At 63.0% G+C, this 20,183-nt stretch carries 15 protein-coding genes and 4 pseudogenes; 6 read left to right on the forward strand and 13 right to left on the reverse strand.

What is annotated here, in order from left to right; translation table 11 throughout:
• Positions 1–13: 13 nt before the first annotated feature.
• Both BQ7477_RS07495 and BQ7477_RS07500 read right to left on the reverse strand, forming a co-directional pair.
• Positions 14–262 (reverse strand): annotated as a pseudogene (locus BQ7477_RS07495) (TRAM domain-containing protein); the annotation flags it as partial.
• Positions 259–2,334 carry an APC family permease gene (locus BQ7477_RS07500; protein WP_234968750.1) on the reverse strand — a complete coding sequence of 692 codons (2,076 nt, stop codon included), beginning with the start codon at positions 2,332–2,334 and terminating at the stop codon, positions 259–261. The gene BQ7477_RS07500 and the pseudogene BQ7477_RS07495, both read right to left, overlap by 4 nt.
• A gap of 109 nt (positions 2,335–2,443) precedes the next feature.
• On the opposite strand from BQ7477_RS07500, the gene BQ7477_RS07505 reads away from it, so the two are divergent.
• Positions 2,444–3,094 (forward strand): potassium channel family protein, encoded by a 651-nt coding sequence (locus BQ7477_RS07505; RefSeq protein WP_418911969.1) that lies wholly within the window; start codon positions 2,444–2,446, stop codon positions 3,092–3,094.
• A 2-nt stretch (positions 3,095–3,096) separates the two neighbouring features.
• Positions 3,097–3,795 (forward strand): potassium channel family protein, encoded by a 699-nt coding sequence (locus BQ7477_RS07510; RefSeq protein WP_073983413.1) that lies wholly within the window; start codon positions 3,097–3,099, stop codon positions 3,793–3,795.
• Here the strand turns inward: BQ7477_RS07510 and BQ7477_RS07515 are convergent.
• The 4 genes from BQ7477_RS07515 to BQ7477_RS07530 are packed head-to-tail and all read right to left on the reverse strand — an operon-like array spanning position 3,735 to position 5,738.
• Positions 3,735–4,412: a DUF3159 domain-containing protein gene (locus BQ7477_RS07515; protein WP_073983414.1), complete on the reverse strand. Its 678-nt coding sequence runs from the start codon at positions 4,410–4,412 to the stop codon at positions 3,735–3,737. The two genes, BQ7477_RS07510 and BQ7477_RS07515, sit on opposite strands and share 61 nt — an antisense overlap.
• On the reverse strand, positions 4,412–4,792 hold the full coding sequence (locus BQ7477_RS07520; RefSeq protein ID WP_073983415.1) for an OB-fold nucleic acid binding domain-containing protein: 381 nt from the start codon (positions 4,790–4,792) through the stop codon (positions 4,412–4,414). The genes BQ7477_RS07515 and BQ7477_RS07520 overlap by 1 nt, the downstream gene beginning before the upstream one ends.
• Before the next feature lies 1 nt (position 4,793).
• Positions 4,794–5,426 (reverse strand): DUF3710 domain-containing protein, encoded by a 633-nt coding sequence (locus BQ7477_RS07525; protein WP_073983416.1) that lies wholly within the window; start codon positions 5,424–5,426, stop codon positions 4,794–4,796.
• A 9-nt stretch (positions 5,427–5,435) separates the two neighbouring features.
• Complete coding sequence (locus tag BQ7477_RS07530) at positions 5,436–5,738, reverse strand: DUF4193 domain-containing protein (RefSeq protein WP_021611298.1); 303 nt, start codon at positions 5,736–5,738, stop codon at positions 5,436–5,438.
• Between the two features lie 165 nt (positions 5,739–5,903).
• On the opposite strand from BQ7477_RS07530, the pseudogene sepH (BQ7477_RS07535) reads away from it, so the two are divergent.
• Both sepH (BQ7477_RS07535) and sepH (BQ7477_RS13040) read left to right on the forward strand, forming a co-directional pair.
• Positions 5,904–6,074: pseudogene (sepH, locus tag BQ7477_RS07535) on the forward strand (septation protein SepH); the annotation flags it as partial.
• A 4-nt stretch (positions 6,075–6,078) separates the two neighbouring features.
• Positions 6,079–8,790: pseudogene (gene sepH / locus BQ7477_RS13040) on the forward strand (septation protein SepH); the annotation flags it as partial.
• Positions 8,791–8,825: 35 nt separating this feature from the next.
• Here sepH (BQ7477_RS13040) and BQ7477_RS07550 read toward each other — a convergent pair.
• The gene (locus BQ7477_RS07550) at positions 8,826–9,962 is read right to left on the reverse strand and encodes an alkaline phosphatase family protein (RefSeq protein ID WP_420884437.1); all 1,137 of its coding nucleotides are present in this window, start codon (positions 9,960–9,962) and stop codon (positions 8,826–8,828) included.
• A gap of 4 nt (positions 9,963–9,966) precedes the next feature.
• Positions 9,967–10,503 (reverse strand): DUF5998 family protein, encoded by a 537-nt coding sequence (locus BQ7477_RS07555; RefSeq protein ID WP_073983418.1) that lies wholly within the window; start codon positions 10,501–10,503, stop codon positions 9,967–9,969.
• A gap of 67 nt (positions 10,504–10,570) precedes the next feature.
• On the opposite strand from BQ7477_RS07555, the pseudogene BQ7477_RS07560 reads away from it, so the two are divergent.
• A pseudogene (locus tag BQ7477_RS07560) lies at positions 10,571–11,977 on the forward strand (DNA gyrase/topoisomerase IV subunit A); the annotation flags it as partial.
• Between the two features lie 257 nt (positions 11,978–12,234).
• On the opposite strand, the gene BQ7477_RS07565 reads toward BQ7477_RS07560, so the two are convergent.
• The 5 genes from BQ7477_RS07565 to BQ7477_RS07585 form a co-directional block, all read right to left on the reverse strand.
• Positions 12,235–13,185, reverse strand: a complete 951-nt coding sequence (locus BQ7477_RS07565) for a PfkB family carbohydrate kinase (RefSeq protein ID WP_073983419.1) — start codon at positions 13,183–13,185, stop codon at positions 12,235–12,237.
• The gene (locus BQ7477_RS07570) at positions 13,178–14,644 is read right to left on the reverse strand and encodes a sugar porter family MFS transporter (RefSeq protein ID WP_073983420.1); all 1,467 of its coding nucleotides are present in this window, start codon (positions 14,642–14,644) and stop codon (positions 13,178–13,180) included. The genes BQ7477_RS07565 and BQ7477_RS07570 overlap by 8 nt, the downstream gene beginning before the upstream one ends.
• A gap of 219 nt (positions 14,645–14,863) precedes the next feature.
• Complete coding sequence (locus BQ7477_RS07575) at positions 14,864–15,886, reverse strand: GNAT family N-acetyltransferase (protein WP_073983421.1); 1,023 nt, start codon at positions 15,884–15,886, stop codon at positions 14,864–14,866.
• Positions 15,887–15,903: 17 nt separating this feature from the next.
• Positions 15,904–16,842, reverse strand: coding sequence for a GNAT family N-acetyltransferase (locus BQ7477_RS07580; RefSeq protein ID WP_084795716.1), 939 nt, complete (start codon positions 16,840–16,842; stop codon positions 15,904–15,906).
• A gap of 186 nt (positions 16,843–17,028) precedes the next feature.
• Positions 17,029–19,149 (reverse strand): DNA gyrase/topoisomerase IV subunit B, encoded by a 2,121-nt coding sequence (locus tag BQ7477_RS07585; protein ID WP_073983423.1) that lies wholly within the window; start codon positions 19,147–19,149, stop codon positions 17,029–17,031.
• Between the two features lie 258 nt (positions 19,150–19,407).
• On the opposite strand from BQ7477_RS07585, the gene BQ7477_RS07590 reads away from it, so the two are divergent.
• Complete coding sequence (locus tag BQ7477_RS07590) at positions 19,408–19,623, forward strand: DUF7455 domain-containing protein (RefSeq protein ID WP_003796397.1); 216 nt, start codon at positions 19,408–19,410, stop codon at positions 19,621–19,623.
• Positions 19,624–20,183 lie beyond the last annotated feature (560 nt).

A 20,183-nucleotide genomic window follows, 5' to 3' on the forward strand; every position in this document is an offset into this window, starting at 1 on the left:
GTGCAAACCANGAAACAATCTCCACTGCATCGGCCCACGCGAGATTCTTCTGGACCGCGGTGACGCGTGCGCGGACGACCTCGCCCGGGGCTGTGTGCCGCACGAACACGACGCGGCCACTGGCATCGCGAGCGACGCACGCACCTCCATGAGCGGGTTCACCGACGCTCAACTCGAGGACCTCGCCGATGCCCGCACGCACACGCGCGAAATCGGAACGACGGCGTTGCGACGGGCGGCGGCGAGGCGAACGGGGACTCATGAGGTCTCCTCAGCGACAGCGGGACCCCGGCGATCAGCGGGTTCTACAGCGCGAGCAGACGGCTCGGTCAAGGAAGGGACCCCTACGCGCAGGAACGGATCATTGACACGCTGACGACCTTCGACGACGTCGTCCTCGCCCAGCTGCCAGGGCACGATCGTGATAACGACACCCGGCACGCTCAGCAGCGCAGCACGCAGGCGCAGACCGGACTGGTTGTGGACCAAGTTCTCCCACGAGTGAGCCACCAGGAACTGCGGCATGTAGATGACGAGCATCTCCGTGGGCATGGCGCGGCGGCGCCCTCGCACGTACTGCAGGATAACCGAGGAGATGTCGCGGTAGGGCGCTGAGAGCAGTGTCAGCGGGACCGGAACACCCGAGGCCCTCCACTGGCGCAGAATCTTGTTTTCTTCCTCATCGTCGGCGACGACCGAAACCAACTCGATCGAGGTCGGCGAGGACGCACGGGCGGCCGCGATCGCTCGCATCGCTGGGCGCGACAGTGACGACACGAGGACAAGTGCACGCACACGGGTGGGCAGCGCGCGCCGCGCGTGCCAGTCGTCAACACGCAGCTGATTACGGACAGTCTCGTAGTGGTGGTGGATTGCGATTTGGAGTCCGTATGCGACGGCGATCATCACCAGCGTGATCCACGCACCATGCATGAACTTGGTAGCCAGGACGATGAGGAGGACCGCACCGGTCATCATGAAGCCGACGATATTGACAGCGCGCGAGCGCAGCACACTCATGCGTTCCTGACCAGACTGGCGAGTGCGCAGCTGCCGGTTCCAATGACGAATCATGCCCAGCTGCGAAAGGGTAAAGGAAATGAAGACACCGACGACGTAGAGCTGGATCAGACGCGTGGTCTGTGCGTGGAAACCCACGATCAGCGCAATCGCTGCGACCGTGAGAACAACGATGCCATTCGAATACGAAAGGCGGTCGCCGCGGCGCTCCATCTGGTGGGGTAAGAAAGCGTCACGCGAGAGGACCGACGCCAGGGTCGGGAAGCCGTTAAACGCCGTGTTCCCGGCCAGGACCAGGATGAATCCAGTGACCACGGTGATGAGGATGAAAAGGATGGACCCCTGCCCGAAGACAGCCGATGCGATCTGAGAAATCGCTGGGTCAACGGGTGTTTTCTCGGAGACAGGAGCACCGCTGAGGGTCAACTGTGTCGCAGGGTCCTCCACGATCTTGACACCAGTCAGCCTGGCGAGCACAAGGATTGAGATCATCATGGATGCCGCGATTGCACCCAGCATTGCCAGTGTCGTCGCAGCGTTGCGCGACTTGGGACGGCGGAACATCGGGACGCCATTCGAGATGGCTTCCACGCCCGTCAGAGCCGCGCATCCCGAGGAGAACGCACGCATCAGTAGGAAGGCGCCCGCCAGACCGGCCAGGCCGTCAACATGCCCAGGGACTGCGACAAGATCATAGGCTGCCGTCGGAGCCTGTCCCAGTTGGCCCATCGCCAGCTTCGCGAAGCCAACGACGACCATCAGCCCGATGGAACCCATATAAACGTAAGTGGGAACCGCGAACGCGCTACCGGCCTCGCGCGTGCCACGCAGGTTGAGGGTCGCCAAGATGACGACGAGGGCAACCGCGATGGGGACCTCGTGACCGAGCAATGCAGGAACAGCCGTCGTGATGTAGTTAGCGCCGGACGAAATTGAGACAGCAACCGTCAAAATGTAGTCAACCAGCAGAGCCGAGGCCACGAGAAGACCCCAGTATCGACCAAGGTTCGTGGTCACAACCTCATAATCGCCACCACCCGACGGGTAGGCGTGGACTGTCTGACGGTAGGAGGCGACAACTACGGCAAGGACCAGGGCGACAACGACGCCCACCCACACCGACTGCAGGGCCGCCATCGAACCTGCAAGCGCCAGCGTCAAAAGGACTTCATCGGGCGCGTAAGCTACCGAAGACAACGCGTCTGAGGCGAAGATCGGGAGTGCAATGCGTTTGGGAAGAAGCTGGTGGCCCATCGCGTCCGATCGCATCGGGCGTCCGATGAGCACGCGCTTCGCATAGGCCAACAAATTCATCACAGTGCATAAGCGTAGTCCACAACGCCCACCACCGGGAACGAAGAATTGAGCACGCGTGGCTATTCGGCGCGGAGCGGAGTAGTTTGTTGTCGTGCACTTTGTGATCATGGGTTGCGGGCGCGTCGGCGCCCGCCTGGCATCAACGCTCGACGCAGCGGGTCATTCCGTGGCCATTATTGACCACGATTCCAAGGCATTTTCGCGCCTCTCCCCCAATTTTTCGGGCCGCAGAGTGACGGGCGTGGGAATGGATCGTAACTGCCTGCGTCAGGCCAACATTAAGGACGCCTATGCCTTCGCAGCGGTGTCTTCGGGTGATAACTCGAACATTATCGCGGCACGCGTCGCACGTGAGGTTTTCCACGTCGAACACGTCGTGGCTCGGATTTACGACCCGGCGCGCGCCTACCTCTACGAGCGTCTCGGAATTCCCACGGTGGCCTCCGTGCAACGCACGGCGGAGTCCGTGCTGCGCCGTATGCTTCCACCCGACGCGTCACTCATCTGGTCTCACCCGACTGGCTCAGTTAGTCTCGTCAATGCGACACCGTCTCTGAGCTGGTACGGCCTAAGTTTCGCGCTCGTCGAGGAACTCACTGGCTGTCGGATTATCTTCACGTCGCGCCTGGGATCGATTCGAACGGCATCTCCCGACTTTGTCGTCCAGGAGCACGATCAACTCTACTTCGCGATCAACGGGACGGATACGGCACCGCTGCGTGAGCAGTTGTCGAATCCTCCGGAGCTGGAGGCATAAGCATGAAAATCGTCATCGCAGGGGCCGGATCGGTGGGCCGAAGCGTCGCATTGGAGCTGCTAGCTCACGGTCATGAGATCACACTCATCGATAAGATGCCCGAAAAACTACGCATTTCCTCTGTCGCGGACGCAGACTGGGTATTGGCGGATGCTTGTTCACCCGATGCTCTGCGCGACGCCGCTGTTGAGGAAGCAGATGTCATGGTCGCCGCAACGGGCGATGATAAGGCGAACCTCGTTATCTCTTTGCTGTCCAAAACGGAGTTTGCGGTCCCCCGCGTGGTCGCGCGCCTCAATAACCCGAAGAATGAGTGGCTCTTCGATCAGGCGTGGGGAGTCGACGTGTCCGTGTCGACCCCGCGTATCATGACAGCACTCGTCGAGGAGGCCGTTTCGGTCGGTATTCCCGTGCGTCTGTTCTCCTTCAACACGGCAGCTGTGTCCATGCACGCGCTCATTCTGCCTGATGATTCACCGGTGGTGGGCAAGCGCGTGCACTCCCTTGAGCTGCCCCCGCGCTCCGTACTCGCCGCGCTGCTGCGAGACGGTCGCCCGCTCACACCCAGCGCGGACGATGTGTTCGAGGCTTCGGATGAACTCCTTCTGCTCGTGCCGGACGGGGATGCAAAGTCATTGGATCAGCTGCGCGCGTCTGTCGCCCCGTCCTCGGAAGAACCCGTATCAGAAAGTGGAGAGTAGGGGCGCAAACCCCGCCAGGTTAACCATGCGCCGAGCGCAAAGAGCGGCAAGCCCAGTGCGAGCTTAGCGACGCCAAGCGCAGCGACCGCGCCGCTAGCCCACAGAGGCGCTTGGACGGCGGCGCGCAGACCGAAGATTCCGGCCCACAACCATGTGAGCTGGTCGCAGCTGTGGCGCAGCGAACGCAGGGACGCGTCTGTGCGCCACCCCTGGGGCAGGCCCGTCGCCGCCGCGTAAAAGAATCCAACCAGGGCGGCGCGCACCAGGACAGACACCGCGAAGGCAGCGGACATGGCAACATTGGTGATGATGCCCCACACAAAATAGTTTTCGCCGCGCCCGGTGGCTGCTGCAAACACGACGCCGACCCCAACGCCAAAAAAGCCGGAGAGAGCCTGGCGGATACTCTGACGCTGAATGAGACGAATGATGCACGCGATGAGGGCGATGGACGAGGCAGCGACGAGCGTGGGGGTGAGCGCATGCGTGGCAACGTAGACGATGACGAAGATGAGGCCTGGAACGGTCGCCTCGATGACACCTCGCGTGCCGCCCAGGGCCTGGGACCAGGAAAACTCCTCCGACGTCGCCTGGCTCATCCACCGCGGAGCCGACATCAACCCTCCCCCGCAATGACGCGGTAGAGCGGGTTAATGATGACGAGGCGCTCGCCGAAGCGTCCGACGGTTCCCTCGACCTCTAGGTGTGCGCCGACGCTCAGACCAGGGATCGATGAGCGGCCTGGCCAGCGCAGTTCAAGGGTGTCGGTGCCGTCATAGAGTGTAGCGACGAGGACACGCTGGGGTCCTTCCTCGGGCGGGTAGGTCATCCCCAGGAGGGTTCCGAAGACAAGTGCGTGGCTGCGTTCGCTCACGTCTCGGATGGGCGTGACACCGCGCGCAGCACGCGCCGAGTCCTCGTCGAGGGCAGCATCCAGAGAACGAGCGTCCTTATCGAGGCCAAGTGCTGCCCCAATCCGTGAGATCCACGAGGCCATGTCAGGCTTCCTTTACACCCGCGGGCAGGTGGACGGGCAGGAGTTCGAGCCGAGTCCGAGGGTGTTCGTCACGGCGAACGACGATGCGGTCGATGACCTTCTCGATCTCGAGTCCTGACTCGGCATCAGCCGCCGCCGGACCGATAATGTCGATACGCGCAAACCATCGGTCGCCTTCACGGCCCAGGACGCGCATACGCGAGGTCGCCGTGCGGCCATCGGGCATTGTCATCGGCATGTCGACGAGCAGTTCATTGCCGTAGCGCGTGCGAATGTCCGCGACCTTCGCCCCCTGCTTTTCGAAGCCCGCGCGAATCTCGTCGCGTAGCTCATCCCACACACCACCGGAACGCGGAGCTGCGGCGACGCTCATTTGGATACCCGAGTCACCGAGCACAACGAGAATCTGCAGGACCGTGGTTCCGTCGTCGGCAACCTGGGTGCGCAGTTGCATGCCTGGACGGGCCGGGAACAAGATAGCACCCATGTCGACGTAGCCTTCGGAGGTGTCCACATCCCCATAGTTGCGGGGTCCGGGTTCAGCCCAGATCTCTGCATCTTCATCGCTCAAGCGAGGCAGGACCTCGACCTCGTCGATGTCGTCCTCGTGTGTCTTTTTCTTGCGTCCGAACATCCTTCTACCTTACATCGCACACTCGGTGCACACGGGATTACCGTTGGCATCCACGTGGTCGAGCTGCGAGGCGTGGTGGACAAGGAAGCACTGCGAGCAGGTAAATTCGTCGTCCTGACGGGGCACGACATGGACAGTGAGTTCTTCCTTTGACAGATCAGCGCCCGGAAGCTCAAAATTCTCGGCGGCCTCGTTCTCGTCTTCCTCGATCTCAGCAGAGCCGGCATCGTTGCGACGGGACTTCAGCTCCTCAATCGAATCCTCCGAGACCTCGTCCTCATTCTTGCGAGGCGCATCGTAATCGGTTGCCATGGTTCTCCCCTTTCACCCTCGTACGGTCGAAATACGAGTGTCTATGCGCAGGGAGGATAACACTTGTTGGAGTAATGTGCCATCGTATATGTGACACGCGCACGGCTACGCGACATTGACAGCATAATTTGAGACGATTCCACCGTGACGTATGAGGAGGAAGCGATGATTGAGCTCGAATTGCTCGGGACCAGCGCCGATGGCGAATCCCTGGTGCTCACTGACGCCCAGGGTGAACGCTACTCTGTTCTGATCTCCGACGAGCTCCGTGGCGCGGCGCGCCGCGACCGTCCCCGCGTTGAGGTTGCGCCGTCGCGCCCGACGCTGGCCCCTCGCGNACCAGTTCATGCAGCCCGACGTTCTCCCCGCTGCTTTCCCGCAGCTGCTGGTCAATGGCGCATCGGGTATCGCGGTGGGCATGGCGACGAACATCGCCCCCCACAACCTCACGGAAACGATCGCGGGCGCTATTCACCTGTTGGATCACCCGTCGGCCGCTGTCGCCGACCTGATGCGCTACATTCCGGGTCCCGACCTGCCTGAGGGCGGTGTCATTGTTGGCCTTGACGGCATCAAGGAGGCATATGAGAGCGGTCGAGGCGCGTTCAAGACGCGCGCAAAGGTCACAATCGAGCGTGTGACGGCCCGCAAGATGGGCATCATCGTCACGCAGCTGCCGTATATGGTGGGTCCGGAGAAGGTCATCGAGAAGATCAAGGAGAACGCAAACGCGGGGCGCCTGAAGGGCATTTCGTCGGTCCAGAACCTCACCGACCGCATCCACGGCCTGCGCCTGGTCATCGAGGTGAAGAACGGCTTCAACCCGGAGGCTGTGCTCCAGCAGCTCTACCAGCGCACGCCGCTGGAGGATTCCTTCTCGATCAACGCCGTGGCCCTCGTGGACGGCCAGCCGCGCACGCTGGGCCTGAAGGAGATGCTCCAGGTGTTCCTGGATCATCGCATAGATGTGACGACACGCCGCAGCCGCTTCCGCCTGGCAAAATGCGAGGATCGCCTTCACCTGGTCGAGGGCCTGCTCATCGCAATCTTGGACATCGACGACGTCATCGCGATCATTCGGTCCTCGGATGACGCGGAGATTGCACGCGAGCGCCTGATGACGGCTTTCGACCTGTCCGAGGCCCAGGCGAATTACATCCTTGAGCTGCGTCTGCGCCGCCTCACGAAGTTCTCTCGTATCGAGTTAGAGACCGAGCGCGACGAGCTGGCGGCAAAGATCGCCTCGTTGCGCAAAATCTTGGAGGATCCGGAGCTGTTGCGCGCGCTCGTGAAGAAGGAGCTGCGCGAGGTCTCGGATCGACTGGGCACGCCGCGACGCACGCTGTTGCTTGCCTCGACGGGCACGCCCGTAGGCGCGGCCACGGGCGCCGAGGATGCCGCACTGGCGGCGTTGCCATCGGTATCGCGCTCCGGCAAGGGCCTGGAGCTACAGATCCCGGACGATCCGTGCGTCGTCGTCCTGTCCGCATCGGGTGCTCTGGCCCGCATCGAGGGTGGAGATCCGCTGGAGCCTGGTCCACGTGCGGCCTCGGATGGTTGGCGCGCGCAGTTGTCATCGACGGCCCGCTCGCAGGTGGCTGTGGTGACGGAGGACGGTATTGCGCACCGCATTGACGTGGTGGATCTGCCGGCACTCCCCCGTTTTGAGACAGGCCTGTCGCTGGCGGGCGCCATGCCGTCCTCGCTGCTGCTGCACTCGGACGTTTCCGCCGTTGGTTTGCTGGATCCTGAGGGCGAGGCCGTGGTTGCGATGGGCACAGCACGCGGCACGGTCAAGCGCCTGCGTCCCGACGTGCTCCAGCGCGACGAGTGGGAGGTCATCACCTTGGAGGACGGCGATCGCCTCGTGGGCTTCGATCAGTGCTCCAACGCGGCAGACCTCGTGTTCGTGTCCTCGGATGCGCAGCTGCTGCGTACCCCNGACCGTCCCCGCGTTGAGGTTGCGCCGTCGCGCCCGACGCTGGCCCCTCGCGATATTCAAGCGCTCCTGCGCGCGGGCGCAACCCCTCAGGAAATCGCCAGCAAGCACGACATGGACGTGCACGCGGTGGAGCGTTTCGAGGCTCCCATACAGGCAGAAAAGGACTACGCTCTCGCACGCGCCCGCGCGGTGCGTATCGGTGAGGGAGGCCCCACGATGGGGGACCTGGTCCTCGACCGCCTCGCGGCTCGCGGTGTTGATCCCTCCTCCCTTGAATGGACAGCCATGCGCGAGGTCGGCGACCCCTGGCAGATTATCGTTACCTTCGTGCAGGGCGCATCCGAGCACGCAGCACACTGGCACCTGTCGAATGCTGGCACTCTCGAGGCCATCGACCAGGAAGCACAGTGGCTGACCGAGCAGGTCTCAGCCTCCCCCACCGCATCGATTTTCACCTCGCTGGCACGCCCCACCCCCGTGCCGGACCCCGACGAGGAAGACCTACGCAACCGCGAGGCCCTCATCGATCAGCTCAATGCGGCGCGCGGAAAACGTCAAACGATTGAGGTTGACCTGGGCGAGGAGGTGGACGAAGAAGCCGAATACATGGCGGCCATCGCCGCTGAAGACGACTCCTCTGAACCCGAACCCTCCACCGGGCCGATCTCCGCACGCATCTATTCGTTGGCCTCCGCACGAACGAAGATTGAACCCGCATCCTCCCAGGAAGACACGTTTCTCCCGACGAACTCGCAGCATTCCACCGCCCATCCTCCGCTCACGGGGGCCATTCCGTTGAACCAGCGTGGTGCGCATGAAGGAACCCAGACCTCGTCCCACGCACTGCCGTGGCTCTCCGACACGACCGCGACCCCCGAGACCGCCGAGGACTCGAGTGGGGTGGATGAACAACAGACCCCTGCGATCCCTATGAAGGCGGTTTCACCCGACGGCAACCCCGGCACCACAGCGGATACTGCCGCCACCGTGACGGGATCCGTACCCGCGCAGGGACCGACGTCGAGCCGCCTTGCCCGCAACGCAGCCTCAAAGAAAGGCCGACGCTCGGTGCCCAGCTGGGATGAGATCCTCTTCGGATCCAAGCCTTAAAGGCACTGGCATCCCGGCTAGCCGCACCGTTAACATTAGGACAGGGCGATCACCGGGATGCGCATTTCCGCCGACGTCACTGACCCGTGAACGCCCGGCATCGCGATGGCCGACGCGCTTTGTGTACGAGAATCGACCACTCCGCCATATCCTCGCGCCAGCACCAACAGATCACCGACGATCGAGGCTCCTTGCCCCTCACCGATGAGTGCGGGCATCTGATCGCGCGACAACACCCAGGCGCTATCGCCCAGCGTGTCGCGCCAACGTTCCTCTACCTCGCGTGCGTGCCCCACCTGCGCGTGAACGTGAGCAGCACGCGTCTCACCCGCAATAATCCGCACACCCCAACGCAGGGCGGGCGTGGAGGCCACGTCCCAGATTGCAGAACGATCAACGTTGATCATCCCATGATCGGCGGTCAGGATCGTACGAACACCGTGCGGCAGGCCGCGCAGGAGAACAGCCAGGCCGGCGTCAAATTGTTCGACCTGACCGACCCATGCGTCGGAACCGATGCCGTGACCGTGTCCTGAGTGATCGATCTCGGACCAATAGAGGTAGACAACAGGGGTACCAGCGCGCAGCTCGCGCAGCGCAGCACTGACGCGTTCGTCAAGGCTGTCTGCGGGCACGTGGCGGGCGCCGCGAAGCGCCGCACCCGTCAGACCAGATCCGGCGAAACGCGCCGGTGAGACGACCGCTGAAGACACACCTTCGGCGGCCAAACGCTCAAAGAAGGTGGGGACCGGCTGCCACTGGGTCGGCGCAGGCCCCCCTTCCATGGCTAGCAGGTTCATGGTCCCACTGCCGTACGCGACCGAGAAACCAACCATGTTGGTAGTGCCCGGGCGCGCTCCGGTGCCGAACGCGGTGATCGCGGCCGACGTCGTAGAAGGAACAATCGTGTGAATCGAACGGATGTCACCGCGCACGGCACGCAGGGTCGGCGTATGACCCATGTGGTCGACCATAAGTTCGTAGCCGAAACCGTCGACCAGGATGAGAAGCACCTGCCGTGCACCCACCTCGAGGTCAAGGACGCGGGCTGCTTGTGGCGATGCCCCGGGCAGGGTCGGGTCGATGGTAGCCAGGGCTGCGGGAATAATGTCCGTGATCGAGGACTCGCCTGGACCCGGTAGGTCAGCGCCGGTCAGGTTCAGAGGCTCCATGCGCTTACTCACCGCGTGTACCCATCAGCCGCGCGAGATGATCGACGAAATCGAAGGCTTCATCGAGGGCGTCTTGTCCATCTGCGGCCGCCGAGATACGGAAGGTCACGTCGTCAGGATAGGAGGTGCCCGTGTAGCCGTGGTCCGCGATGCACGTGGGGTCTTCGCACCGGGCTGGTTCCACGTCGAGGCGTCGCGCACCCTTCAGATCCATCGCGATCGTCATTTCGGTCAGGCCGTCTGCGTGTTCGGGGTCAGAGAAGACCTCCATCGTGGAATAGCCGCCGATGTCTTCGACGCGATGCACGGCCGTGGCAATGTTGGCGGAGCCGCCGTCCAGCTCGTCGACGTGCAGTTGGACGATGGCCCGGTGGGTCAGGGAGACAACGGTGAGGTGACGAAACACGGAGCCTCGGTCGAAGCCCGTATCTACCTGGCACAGTGTCGCCAGCGGTTCAACCTGTCCCAGGGCACGGCGCAGCGCGCGCTCCACTGCCCTGGGGTAGAAGCCGCTTCGTTCAATACGGGTCCATGTGTCCATTCCCCAATTGTGCCCCGAAGCGGCGTGCCAGTCGAAATGAGCGCCCTCCCGCGCAATAATTGCGCGTATGGCTAAGAAGGACCAGGTCGTCGACATTCCTGACAAGGACGAGAACATCTCCGAGATCGACGTATCCGCTGAAATGCGCGGTTCTTTCCTCGAGTACGCCGTCTCCGTCATATACGCGCGCGCCCTGCCCGACGCACGTGATGGCCTGAAGCCTGTCCAGCGTCGCATCTTGTTCCAGATGGATCAGATGGGTCTGCGACCCGACAAGGGACACGTGAAGTCCCAGCGCGTCGTCGGCGAAGTCATGGGTAAGCTCCACCCGCATGGGGATTCCGCGATTTACGAGGCCTTGGTACGTCTAGCGCAGCCCTTCAATCTGCGGGTTCCGCTGGTCGATGGCCATGGGAATTTTGGTTCGCTGGATGACGGCCCCGCTGCGGCACGTTATACCGAGGCACGCATGGCGCCCGCCGCGCTGGACCTGGTGACGGGTTTGGACGAGGACACGGTGGACTTCGTTCCCAACTACGACAACCAGTTCATGCAGCCCGACGTTCTCCCCGCTGCTTTCCCGCAGCTGCTGGTCAATGGCGCATCGGGTATCGCGGTGGGCATGGCGACGAACATCGCCCCCCACAACCTCACGGAAACGATCGCGGGCGCTATTCACCTGTTGGATCACCCGTCGGCCGCTGTCGCCGACCTGATGCGCTACATTCCGGGTCCCGACCTGCCTGAGGGCGGTGTCATTGTTGGCCTTGACGGCATCAAGGAGGCATATGAGAGCGGTCGAGGCGCGTTCAAGACGCGCGCAAAGGTCACAATCGAGCGTGTGACGGCCCGCAAGATGGGCATCATCGTCACGCAGCTGCCGTATATGGTGGGTCCGGAGAAGGTCATCGAGAAGATCAAGGAGAACGCAAACGCGGGGCGCCTGAAGGGCATTTCGTCGGTCCAGAACCTCACCGACCGCATCCACGGCCTGCGCCTGGTCATCGAGGTGAAGAACGGCTTCAACCCGGAGGCTGTGCTCCAGCAGCTCTACCAGCGCACGCCGCTGGAGGATTCCTTCTCGATCAACGCCGTGGCCCTCGTGGACGGCCAGCCGCGCACGCTGGGCCTGAAGGAGATGCTCCAGGTGTTCCTGGATCATCGCATAGATGTGACGACACGCCGCAGCCGCTTCCGCCTGGCAAAATGCGAGGATCGCCTTCACCTGGTCGAGGGCCTGCTCATCGCAATCTTGGACATCGACGACGTCATCGCGATCATTCGGTCCTCGGATGACGCGGAGATTGCACGCGAGCGCCTGATGACGGCTTTCGACCTGTCCGAGGCCCAGGCGAATTACATCCTTGAGCTGCGTCTGCGCCGCCTCACGAAGTTCTCTCGTATCGAGTTAGAGACCGAGCGCGACGAGCTGGCGGCAAAGATCGCCTCGTTGCGCAAAATCTTGGAGGATCCGNGAGGCCGGGGCGGGCCGCGTCGGCCGATGGTTCCCCCGTGGAGCTGCCCCAAGAGGACGAGCGCCGCGACGGCTCGGGCGCGCCCATCACTTTCGCGATCGCGTCGATCGGCTGACGCTCTCCTGTTGTCGTGACGGTGGGGTGACCGGTTTTGTTTCCGGCCACCCCGCCACTTTGTCAATCATCAATGTTGATATGGGGGTGGGTCCGACCGCTCAGCCGGACCCACCCCCATCAGTTGAGGAGTACTCCCCCGTCAGCCTCGCAGCGTCCGATCGGCTGCCAGGATGTCTGCAACCTCGTCGCGCGTGGGTGAGTATGCACCCTGGTACAGAATCGTGATACCCGAGGTGACGATGCCGCGGTGAATGGCGGGCAGGATATGGTCCCACGACGCCCCACGCAGGCGCTGCTTCGCCTCGGGCGAACCCAGGAGTCCCGCGTCAACCAGGCCGGAGATCAGGCCGGCCATCAGCGAGTCACCCGCGCCCACTGTGTCCACCAGCTCGACGTCAAGGGGATCGACGACCAGCATGTCGCGCTCTGCGGCAGCCTTGATGTAGACGCCCCAGGGGCCGCGCGTGCACAGGATTAGGGACGGGCCGGACTGCGACCACTCGCGGATAACGTCCTCAACGGGGCGCCCCGGGTAGAGCCACTTCAGGTCCTCGTCCGACGCCTTGACGACGTCCGCGAGGGCCACGATCGCCTCGACGTGCGGGCGTGCCTCGTCCGGCGTGCCCAGCAGGGCAGGGCGAATGTTTGGGTCGTAGGAAACCGTGCCCCGGATGGCCTGGCGCTTGACGGCGGCCAGGACCTTGTCGGCGCCCGGCTCGAGGACGACTGCGTAGGAGCCGGTGTGCAGGTGTCCGACGGTGTCGGGTTCCTCCACGGAGGGCACGTCCCACGACAGATCGAATTCGTAGGTGGCGCGGCCTCGCTCATCAAGAGTCGCATGGGCGACCGTGGTGAATTCGGCGCCGTCGCTGCCGGGCGTCAGGGTGACACCGGCAGCCTCTGCGTGCGCGCGCACCTTGTCGCCGCGAGCGTCGCGGGCGAACCAGGTCGCCAGCTCGGACTCGTGACCCAGCCGGGTCAGGCCGGCTGCGACGTTGAGCATCGATCCCCCGACAACTTCGACGGGTTCACTGTTTGGGCGGGTGATCTCATCGATGAGAGCTTCCCCGATGTTCACGATTCTAGTCATTCGTCAACCCCAGTTTCTCTTCCATTTCTTCGAGCGGGATGCCCTTGGTTTCGGGCATTACCTTCAGGACCCAGAATAGCTGACCGACCATCGCGAGGAAGAAGATACCGAACGCGAATCCGTCGCCGAGTCTATCTGTGAGGACCGGGAACGCATACGTCGTGATGAAGGCGAAGACCCAGTGTGTGAGTGAACCCAGCGACTGGCCGCGCGCGCGCACGCGGTTCGGGAAGATCTCGGAGATGAAGACCCAGATGACCGATCCCTGACCGAAGGCGTGAGAGGCGATGAAGGCGAGCAGGCCTATGAGGATCAGCCACACCGGAACCGCGCTATTTTGCTCGAACTTTCCTCCCTTGTAGGCGAACATGATGGCCGACAGGAAGCCCAACGACACGAGGTAGCCAATGGAGCCGACGATCATGAGCTGACGGCGACCAAGCTTGTCGATAATGGTCAGGGCGGCCATGGTGGCGATCAGGTTCATGAGGCCGACGATGACGGATGCGACGTAGGGGAATGCCGGTCCCAGCACAAGCTCACCGCCTGCTTGCTTCATGACCTTGGGCGCGTAGTAGAGGATCGCGTTGATGCCGGAGAGCTGGTTGAACATTGCGATGCAGAAGGCCATGAGGATAACCTTGCGGTAGCGGCGCGTAAAGAAGGCGACCTTGCCGCCGGAGGCATCCTCGGCGATCTGCGCCTTCATCTCGGCGATCTGCTCGCTGCTTTCTTCCTGCGTGGAGGTGAGGCGCTCGGAAATCTTGACGGCGCGTTCATCGTGTCCGTGGGCCAACAGCCAGCGAGGAGTCTCGGGGACGGTGGCAAGGAAAATCAGGAAGAACAGAGCGGGCACGGCCATGACACCGAGCATCCAACGCCAAGCAATGTTTTCGTGCACAATTTCGCGGATGATTGCATTCGAGGCGTAGGCCAGGAGAATGCCGAAGACGATATTGAACTGGACCAGACCCACCAGGCGTCCGCGCACGCGGGCCGGCGCAATTTCAGCGGTATAGATAGGTGCGACCACCGAAGACAAGCCGACACCGATGCCCCCGAGGAAGCGGAACAGCATGAAGAAGGCAATCGGGAAAGAGGACGCGGCCACAAACTTACCGTCCTCGACCGGATTGAGTGTAGGAACAGGCGCCAGGGCGGTTGCCAGGGCGCCGACGCCAAAGAGAATACCAATCCAGAAGAGGATAGGTTTACGACCAAAGCGGTCGGCGAGTTTACCGGCGACGATGGCACCGCAGATCGTGCCGATGGTTGCGATGGCAACGATCATGCCCTCACCCATGGAGGAGAGAGCGTACAGCTCGGTGAGTTTTTCTTCCGCGCCGGAAATAACCGCCGTGTCAAAGCCGAAGAGCAGGCCGCCGAGAGAGGCAACGATGGCGCTTCGAATGACCAGAGGCGGAATGGACGTGGTTTGTGCTGACGACTCCGTAGTCATGCTAGCTCCGCACTGTGGAGATGGGGCGCGCGTGGCGCCGAGGACTCTCACGGTCCCCCGCTGCGAGCCTAAAAAATCAATTGGTCAGACAATTAGGACTAAAGGGGCACTTCCTCACAAAACGCTCAATCGAACCAACTCCCCACACATCCGTTCATGGAATGACATTCGCCACATGCACGCTCCCAGTGAGCAGCATTCCACGATGCGAAATGAATGTCACACTTCGATTGCATAAAGCCTGGTCTGACCGACCGTGCGGAACCCCAAGGAATCATAGACAGCCAACACACCCGTGTGGTTCGCAGACCCGACACCGGTACCCGCCCGATCCATCCCATCGCGCCTCTGCGCCCACATCGACGCCAGGATCAACGCGTCCGCGACGCGACTCTCACGCCAAGCCGACAGCACACCCAGCTGATCGATATACCCCTCGCGCCAGCCAAGCGCCACCCAATCCTGCTCGTAGCGCGACGCCAGGAGGAAACCCGCGACGCGCGGACGATCACCCGTTCGATCTACTGCCAGGAACGACCACTCAGGCGCGAACGCCGTACGTCCCTGCATCCACTGCTCCTGCGTCAGCGGAGGACGCCCCCACTCGGACTCGTTCAGGCGATTCGCAGCACGCAAAGCCGGTTCTTCCCACTGAGGCCCCCAGGCCTCGACACTCATATACAACCCCAAATCCGGCACGGGCACCAGATCGTCCAGAGACGCACGCAGCTCGTAGTAGGTGCGCGCCCATCGGAAACCATGCACCTTCAGCTGCGCCTCAAGATCATCCTGCCCCGCCTCAACGTGACACGTGATTTGGGCAGGACCATCGCCCTCCACACTCGCCAACATCTGACGGGCAGTGCCCTCCTGCCAATCCACGATCGCACTACCCAGGCCGATACGCCGGAAATCAGGATCCACACCCCCAATACACACACACTCCACACGCCCCGGAAAACGCAAAATCACCTGAGCGAACGCCACTAGGCGACCCGCTGCGATACCCCTACGCGCGATCCCGACCAGGCCACGCCAATTCGAAGCCGACGACAACATCTCCTCCACCTCATCCGAGCTGGTGCGGTACGGCGGATTATCGCGAGCCTCCATGCGCGCGAAAAGAGCCGCCAGACCGACGTGATGGTCGGCGGTCAAAGGCTCCCACTCGATGCCATGATGCTCGCCCGGAAAGGGGACGAATTCGGGGGCACCGGCTCTCTGCGCGAGAGGAATGCTCATGCTCGCCTCCTAGTGAACTACTGATCGATCGTGTAATAAACCTCAGCGGTTTCATCGACGAAACCGAGATGCTCATAGATACTATGTGCCCGGTCCGGACTCGACATATCCACATCCAGCCCAATACGTGAAGCACCCGACGCGGACGCGGACGCAACCGCATGCCCCACGAGTGCACTCGCAATCGAACGACCACGATGAGCCTCAGCGACACCCAGGAGGTAAATGTATGCCTCCGGGCGACCCGTTGCGACCCACCGCTGCGCCGGCCGACCCGTCATCGCATAGCCGACCACACCGTCCTCACGATCGACGGCCACAAACGACCAGCGCGGATCGAAGTGATTCATCGCATCATCCCACCACAGGGCACGCAGCGGGGAACGGAACGCCTGCTGGAAGGCCTCCATATGAATCGCACGAATCTGGTCCTGCGGAACCTGACACCAGGGCAGAACGTTGTAGCCGTGGCGTGCCTGCGGAGCGACCTCACCGCCAGCCAGATCGCGATACATGACCTGGTAAGTTCGCTTGGCGAAGAAGCCAGCCGCAATGTAAAGCCGACGCCGATCCGTCATGTGTGCGTCCACCAGGTTTGAAATAGACACCGGAACATCAGACTCGGCACCGAAAGTCTCAACCAGCATCTGGCGCGCCCTGGCGTCCTGCCAGTACAGCAGGGCGCGGCCCACGCCTCTGCCTCGCCAATGGGGATGAATGTATGCGCTCACGATGGCGGTCGCAGCCTCGTGGATGCCTCGCAGCACGCGCACCGAAGCGACCGCGCAAAAATTACCTTTCGTATCCAAGCCAACGATCGTATCCACCCAATCGCGACCGTTCTCACCTTCCATCATGTCCGCAATGTCATCCACGGAGGTGCGCCTAATCGCCTGGTCCTCGTCTTCGATGAGGGAGATCAGCGCGTACACGGCGGGCGCGTCACGACCGATCAAGGGCCGCCAGCGCAACCCGAGGTGGTTCCCCGGGTACGGGACGGACCCGGGCGGCGTAAGTCGCTGCGCAAGTCCTGTCATGAGCTACATCCTAGCGGCTCATAGGGCCTTTAGTCACACTGACGTTGGACAGTTGCCCTTCCATTTTGAACAACTGTGCAGCGCGCAGACCCTGTTCACCAGACATTACGCATCAATTCGCATACGATCTAAGCCTGCGGACTCATTGACAATGAACTCTTTACGTGGCCCCACAGTCGAACCCATAAGCAGCTCGAACACATCCTCAGCCTGGCGCAAAGCCTCCTCATCAGCCAACGTGATGCGACGAAGCGAGCGGTGCGCCCGGTCCATCGTGGTCTCAGCCAGCTGGTCGGCGTCCATCTCGCCCAGGCCCTTGTAGCGCTGGATGGGTTCCTTCCAGGTGCGACCCGAGCGGCGCAGTGCGGCGAGCTTACGGTGCAGCTCATCCTCGGAGTAGGTGTAGATATATTCGCGCTTCTTGCGCCCCTTGCCCGCGACCTCGATGCGGTGCAGGGGCGGCACGGCCGCGTAGATGCGGCCGGCCTCGACCATGGGGCGCATGTAGCGGAAGAACAGCGTGAGCAGCAAGGTGCGGATGTGCGCGCCGTCCACGTCGGCGTCGGTCATGAGGATGACTTTGCCGTATCGAGCCTGGGACAGGTCGAAGGTGCGGCCCGAGCCCGCGCCGATCACCTGGATGATGTTCGCACACTCGGCGTTGGCGAGCATGTCCGCGGTCGAGGCCTTCTGCACGTTAAGGATTTTCCCTCGAATCGGGAAGAGAGCCTGGTACTGGGAGTTGCGCGCAGCCTTAGCCGTGCCCAGGGCAGAGTCGCCCTCGACAATGAAGAGCTCGGTCTCCTCGACGTCCTCGAGTCGGCAGTCCGCGAGCTTGGCAGGCAGCGAGGAGGTCTCCAGCGCGTTCTTCTTGCGCGAGATTTCCTTGTGGATGCGCGCCGAGACACGAGCCTTCATCTCGCCGACGACCTTCTCCATGAGCAGCGAGGTCTGCTGCTTGTCATCGCGCTTGGAGGACGCAAACTTCGCCTTGAGCCAGTCAGTGACGACGCGGTTGACGACAGAGCGGATCTGGGGGGTGCCCAGGGTTTCCTTGGTCTGTCCCTCGAACTGCGGCTCGGGGAAGCGCACGGTGATGACGGCGGTCATGCCGGCCTGCACGTCGTCCTTCTCGGGGCGCCCGTCCTTGGCGACAACCTTAAGCTTGCGCGCGTTCTTGTCGATCGCGGCGCGCAGGGTCTTCAGGACTGCCTGCTCGAAGCCGGTCACGTGGGTGCCGCCCTTGGGGGTGGCGATGATGTTGACGAAGGAGCGGACGGTCGTGTCGTAGCCGATGCCCCAGCGCAGCGCGATGTCGACCTCGCAGGTGCGCTCGACGTCGGTGGCGCGCAGGTGCCCGGTCTCGGAATCGAGGGCCTGCACGGTCTCGTTGTAGGTGCCCTCACCGGTGATGTGCCACGTCTCGGTGACGGGGCCGTCGGAGGCGAGCCAATTCGCGAAGTCGACGACGCCGCCGTCGAAGCGGAAGCTCTCGTGGAGTTCCTCCTCGCCGCGCTCGTCGTAGCAGTTGATGGTCAGGCCGGGCACGAGGAAGGCGGTCTGGCGGGCGCGCGCCAGCAGGTTCTCCCACGAGAAGCCCTCGGTCGACGGGAAGATCTGGAAGTCCGCCCAGAAGCGCACGCGGGTGCCGGTCTGCGACTTCTTGACCTTGCCGACGGTTTTGAGGATGGAGCCGTCCGTGAAGGGCGTGAAGGGCGAGTTGGGGGTGCGCTGTTTCGAGTCGTCGAACTGCCCGGGTTCGCCCCTGCGGAAGCACATTTCGTGGGTCTTGCCGCCGCGGTCGACCTGCACGTCGAGGCGGGCGGAGAGGGCGTTGACGACGGAGGCGCCGACGCCGTGCAGGCCGCCGGAGGCCGCGTAGGAGCCGCCTCCGAATTTGCCGCCCGCGTGGAGCTTCGTGTAGACGACCTCGACGCCGGTCAGGCCCTGGCCGGGGACGATGTCGACGGGGATGCCGCGTCCGTTGTCGGCGACGGAGGCGGAGTAGTCGGGGTGCAGGCGCACGTCGATGGTGTCGCAGTGGCCTTCCAGGGCCTCGTCGACGGCGTTGTCGATGATCTCCCAGAGGCAGTGCATGAGACCGCGGTGGTCGGTGGAGCCGATGTACATGCCGGGGCGTTTGCGCACGGCCTCGAGCCCCTCGAGGACGGAGAGGTGTCGCGCGTTGTAGTCGGATGCGTCGGTAGGAGTCACGTTGTGCATCATATGTGTCCCCATGCTCGTTTGCGGCCACCGGGACGCGTGGCGCGGGTTCTGGGATGCTTTCCACGATTGACGAGGCCGGGGCCAGATCGCGCTGGTGGGTGCGGTTTCTGGGGTCGGCGGGGGCCTGCTGGCAGGGGTGCTCACGCCGCCATCGCGCGGCTCTGTCGGCGTCGGCTCGCACTTGTGGCGGAGCGGCGTTGATTGCGCCCCGGGTGAACAGGGGTGCGCGGGGGCGGTGCGATGGTGTGTGATGGATTCATGAACGCACAGACTCTTGAACGCCCCGTACTGGACGAGCCGCAGCTGAGCGCGGCGAATCGTTGCGACGCCTGCGGCGCTCGCGCCTGGGTTCGTGCGACCATGCCTTCGGGTGGCCAGCTGTACTTTTGCGGCCACCACGCGAACGAGCACCTGCCCTCGCTGGTGGGCGGCGGCGCACAGATCCTGGACGAGCGCCACTTCATGAACGACTGATTGCATCGCACCCGCAGCGGCGGGACGCACGGCTTTGAGGCGCGGGCGGGGGCCAAGGGGTCCCCGCCCGCAGTTCATTATCCGTGCAACGAGGCGTGCGGCATTGGGGTTATAGAACAAAACGTGTTGGACGGATAAAACGTGTTGGTTTTGTGGTGATTTTTCGGCGTATTGGTGCGGGATAGTTGGTGTTGAAGGTGGGTGTTTCATTGTGGGGGCGTGAATGCCCCGCATGCCCGGTGGGCGGGTGAATGCTTGGCTTGGTATGGGCACCCAGCTTCCGGGGCGCGGCGGTGGCGCTGCTCCCCGGTGGCGTCGCTCGCTGGTGAGCTATCGGCCAGGTCAGCCGCATTAGTTCCGCGGCGAAGCAGTGTGGTGTGTTCGTGGCTGGTGAGGCGTCGTCGTCGGGCGTTGTGGGCCGTTGTGTCAGTTAGGCGCTTGTTGGTCTGCCTCACCATTGATGCCGCCGCTTGTCGCGTTCGACCTCGCGTCGATCGTGCCAGACGGCAAGTGACAGGCGACACACAGACCATGCTGACGCGGGCGAGAGGCACCGATTC

It is taken from the genome of Actinomyces bouchesdurhonensis, assembly GCF_900128465.1.
Taxonomy (GTDB): domain Bacteria; phylum Actinomycetota; class Actinomycetes; order Actinomycetales; family Actinomycetaceae; genus Pauljensenia; species Pauljensenia bouchesdurhonensis.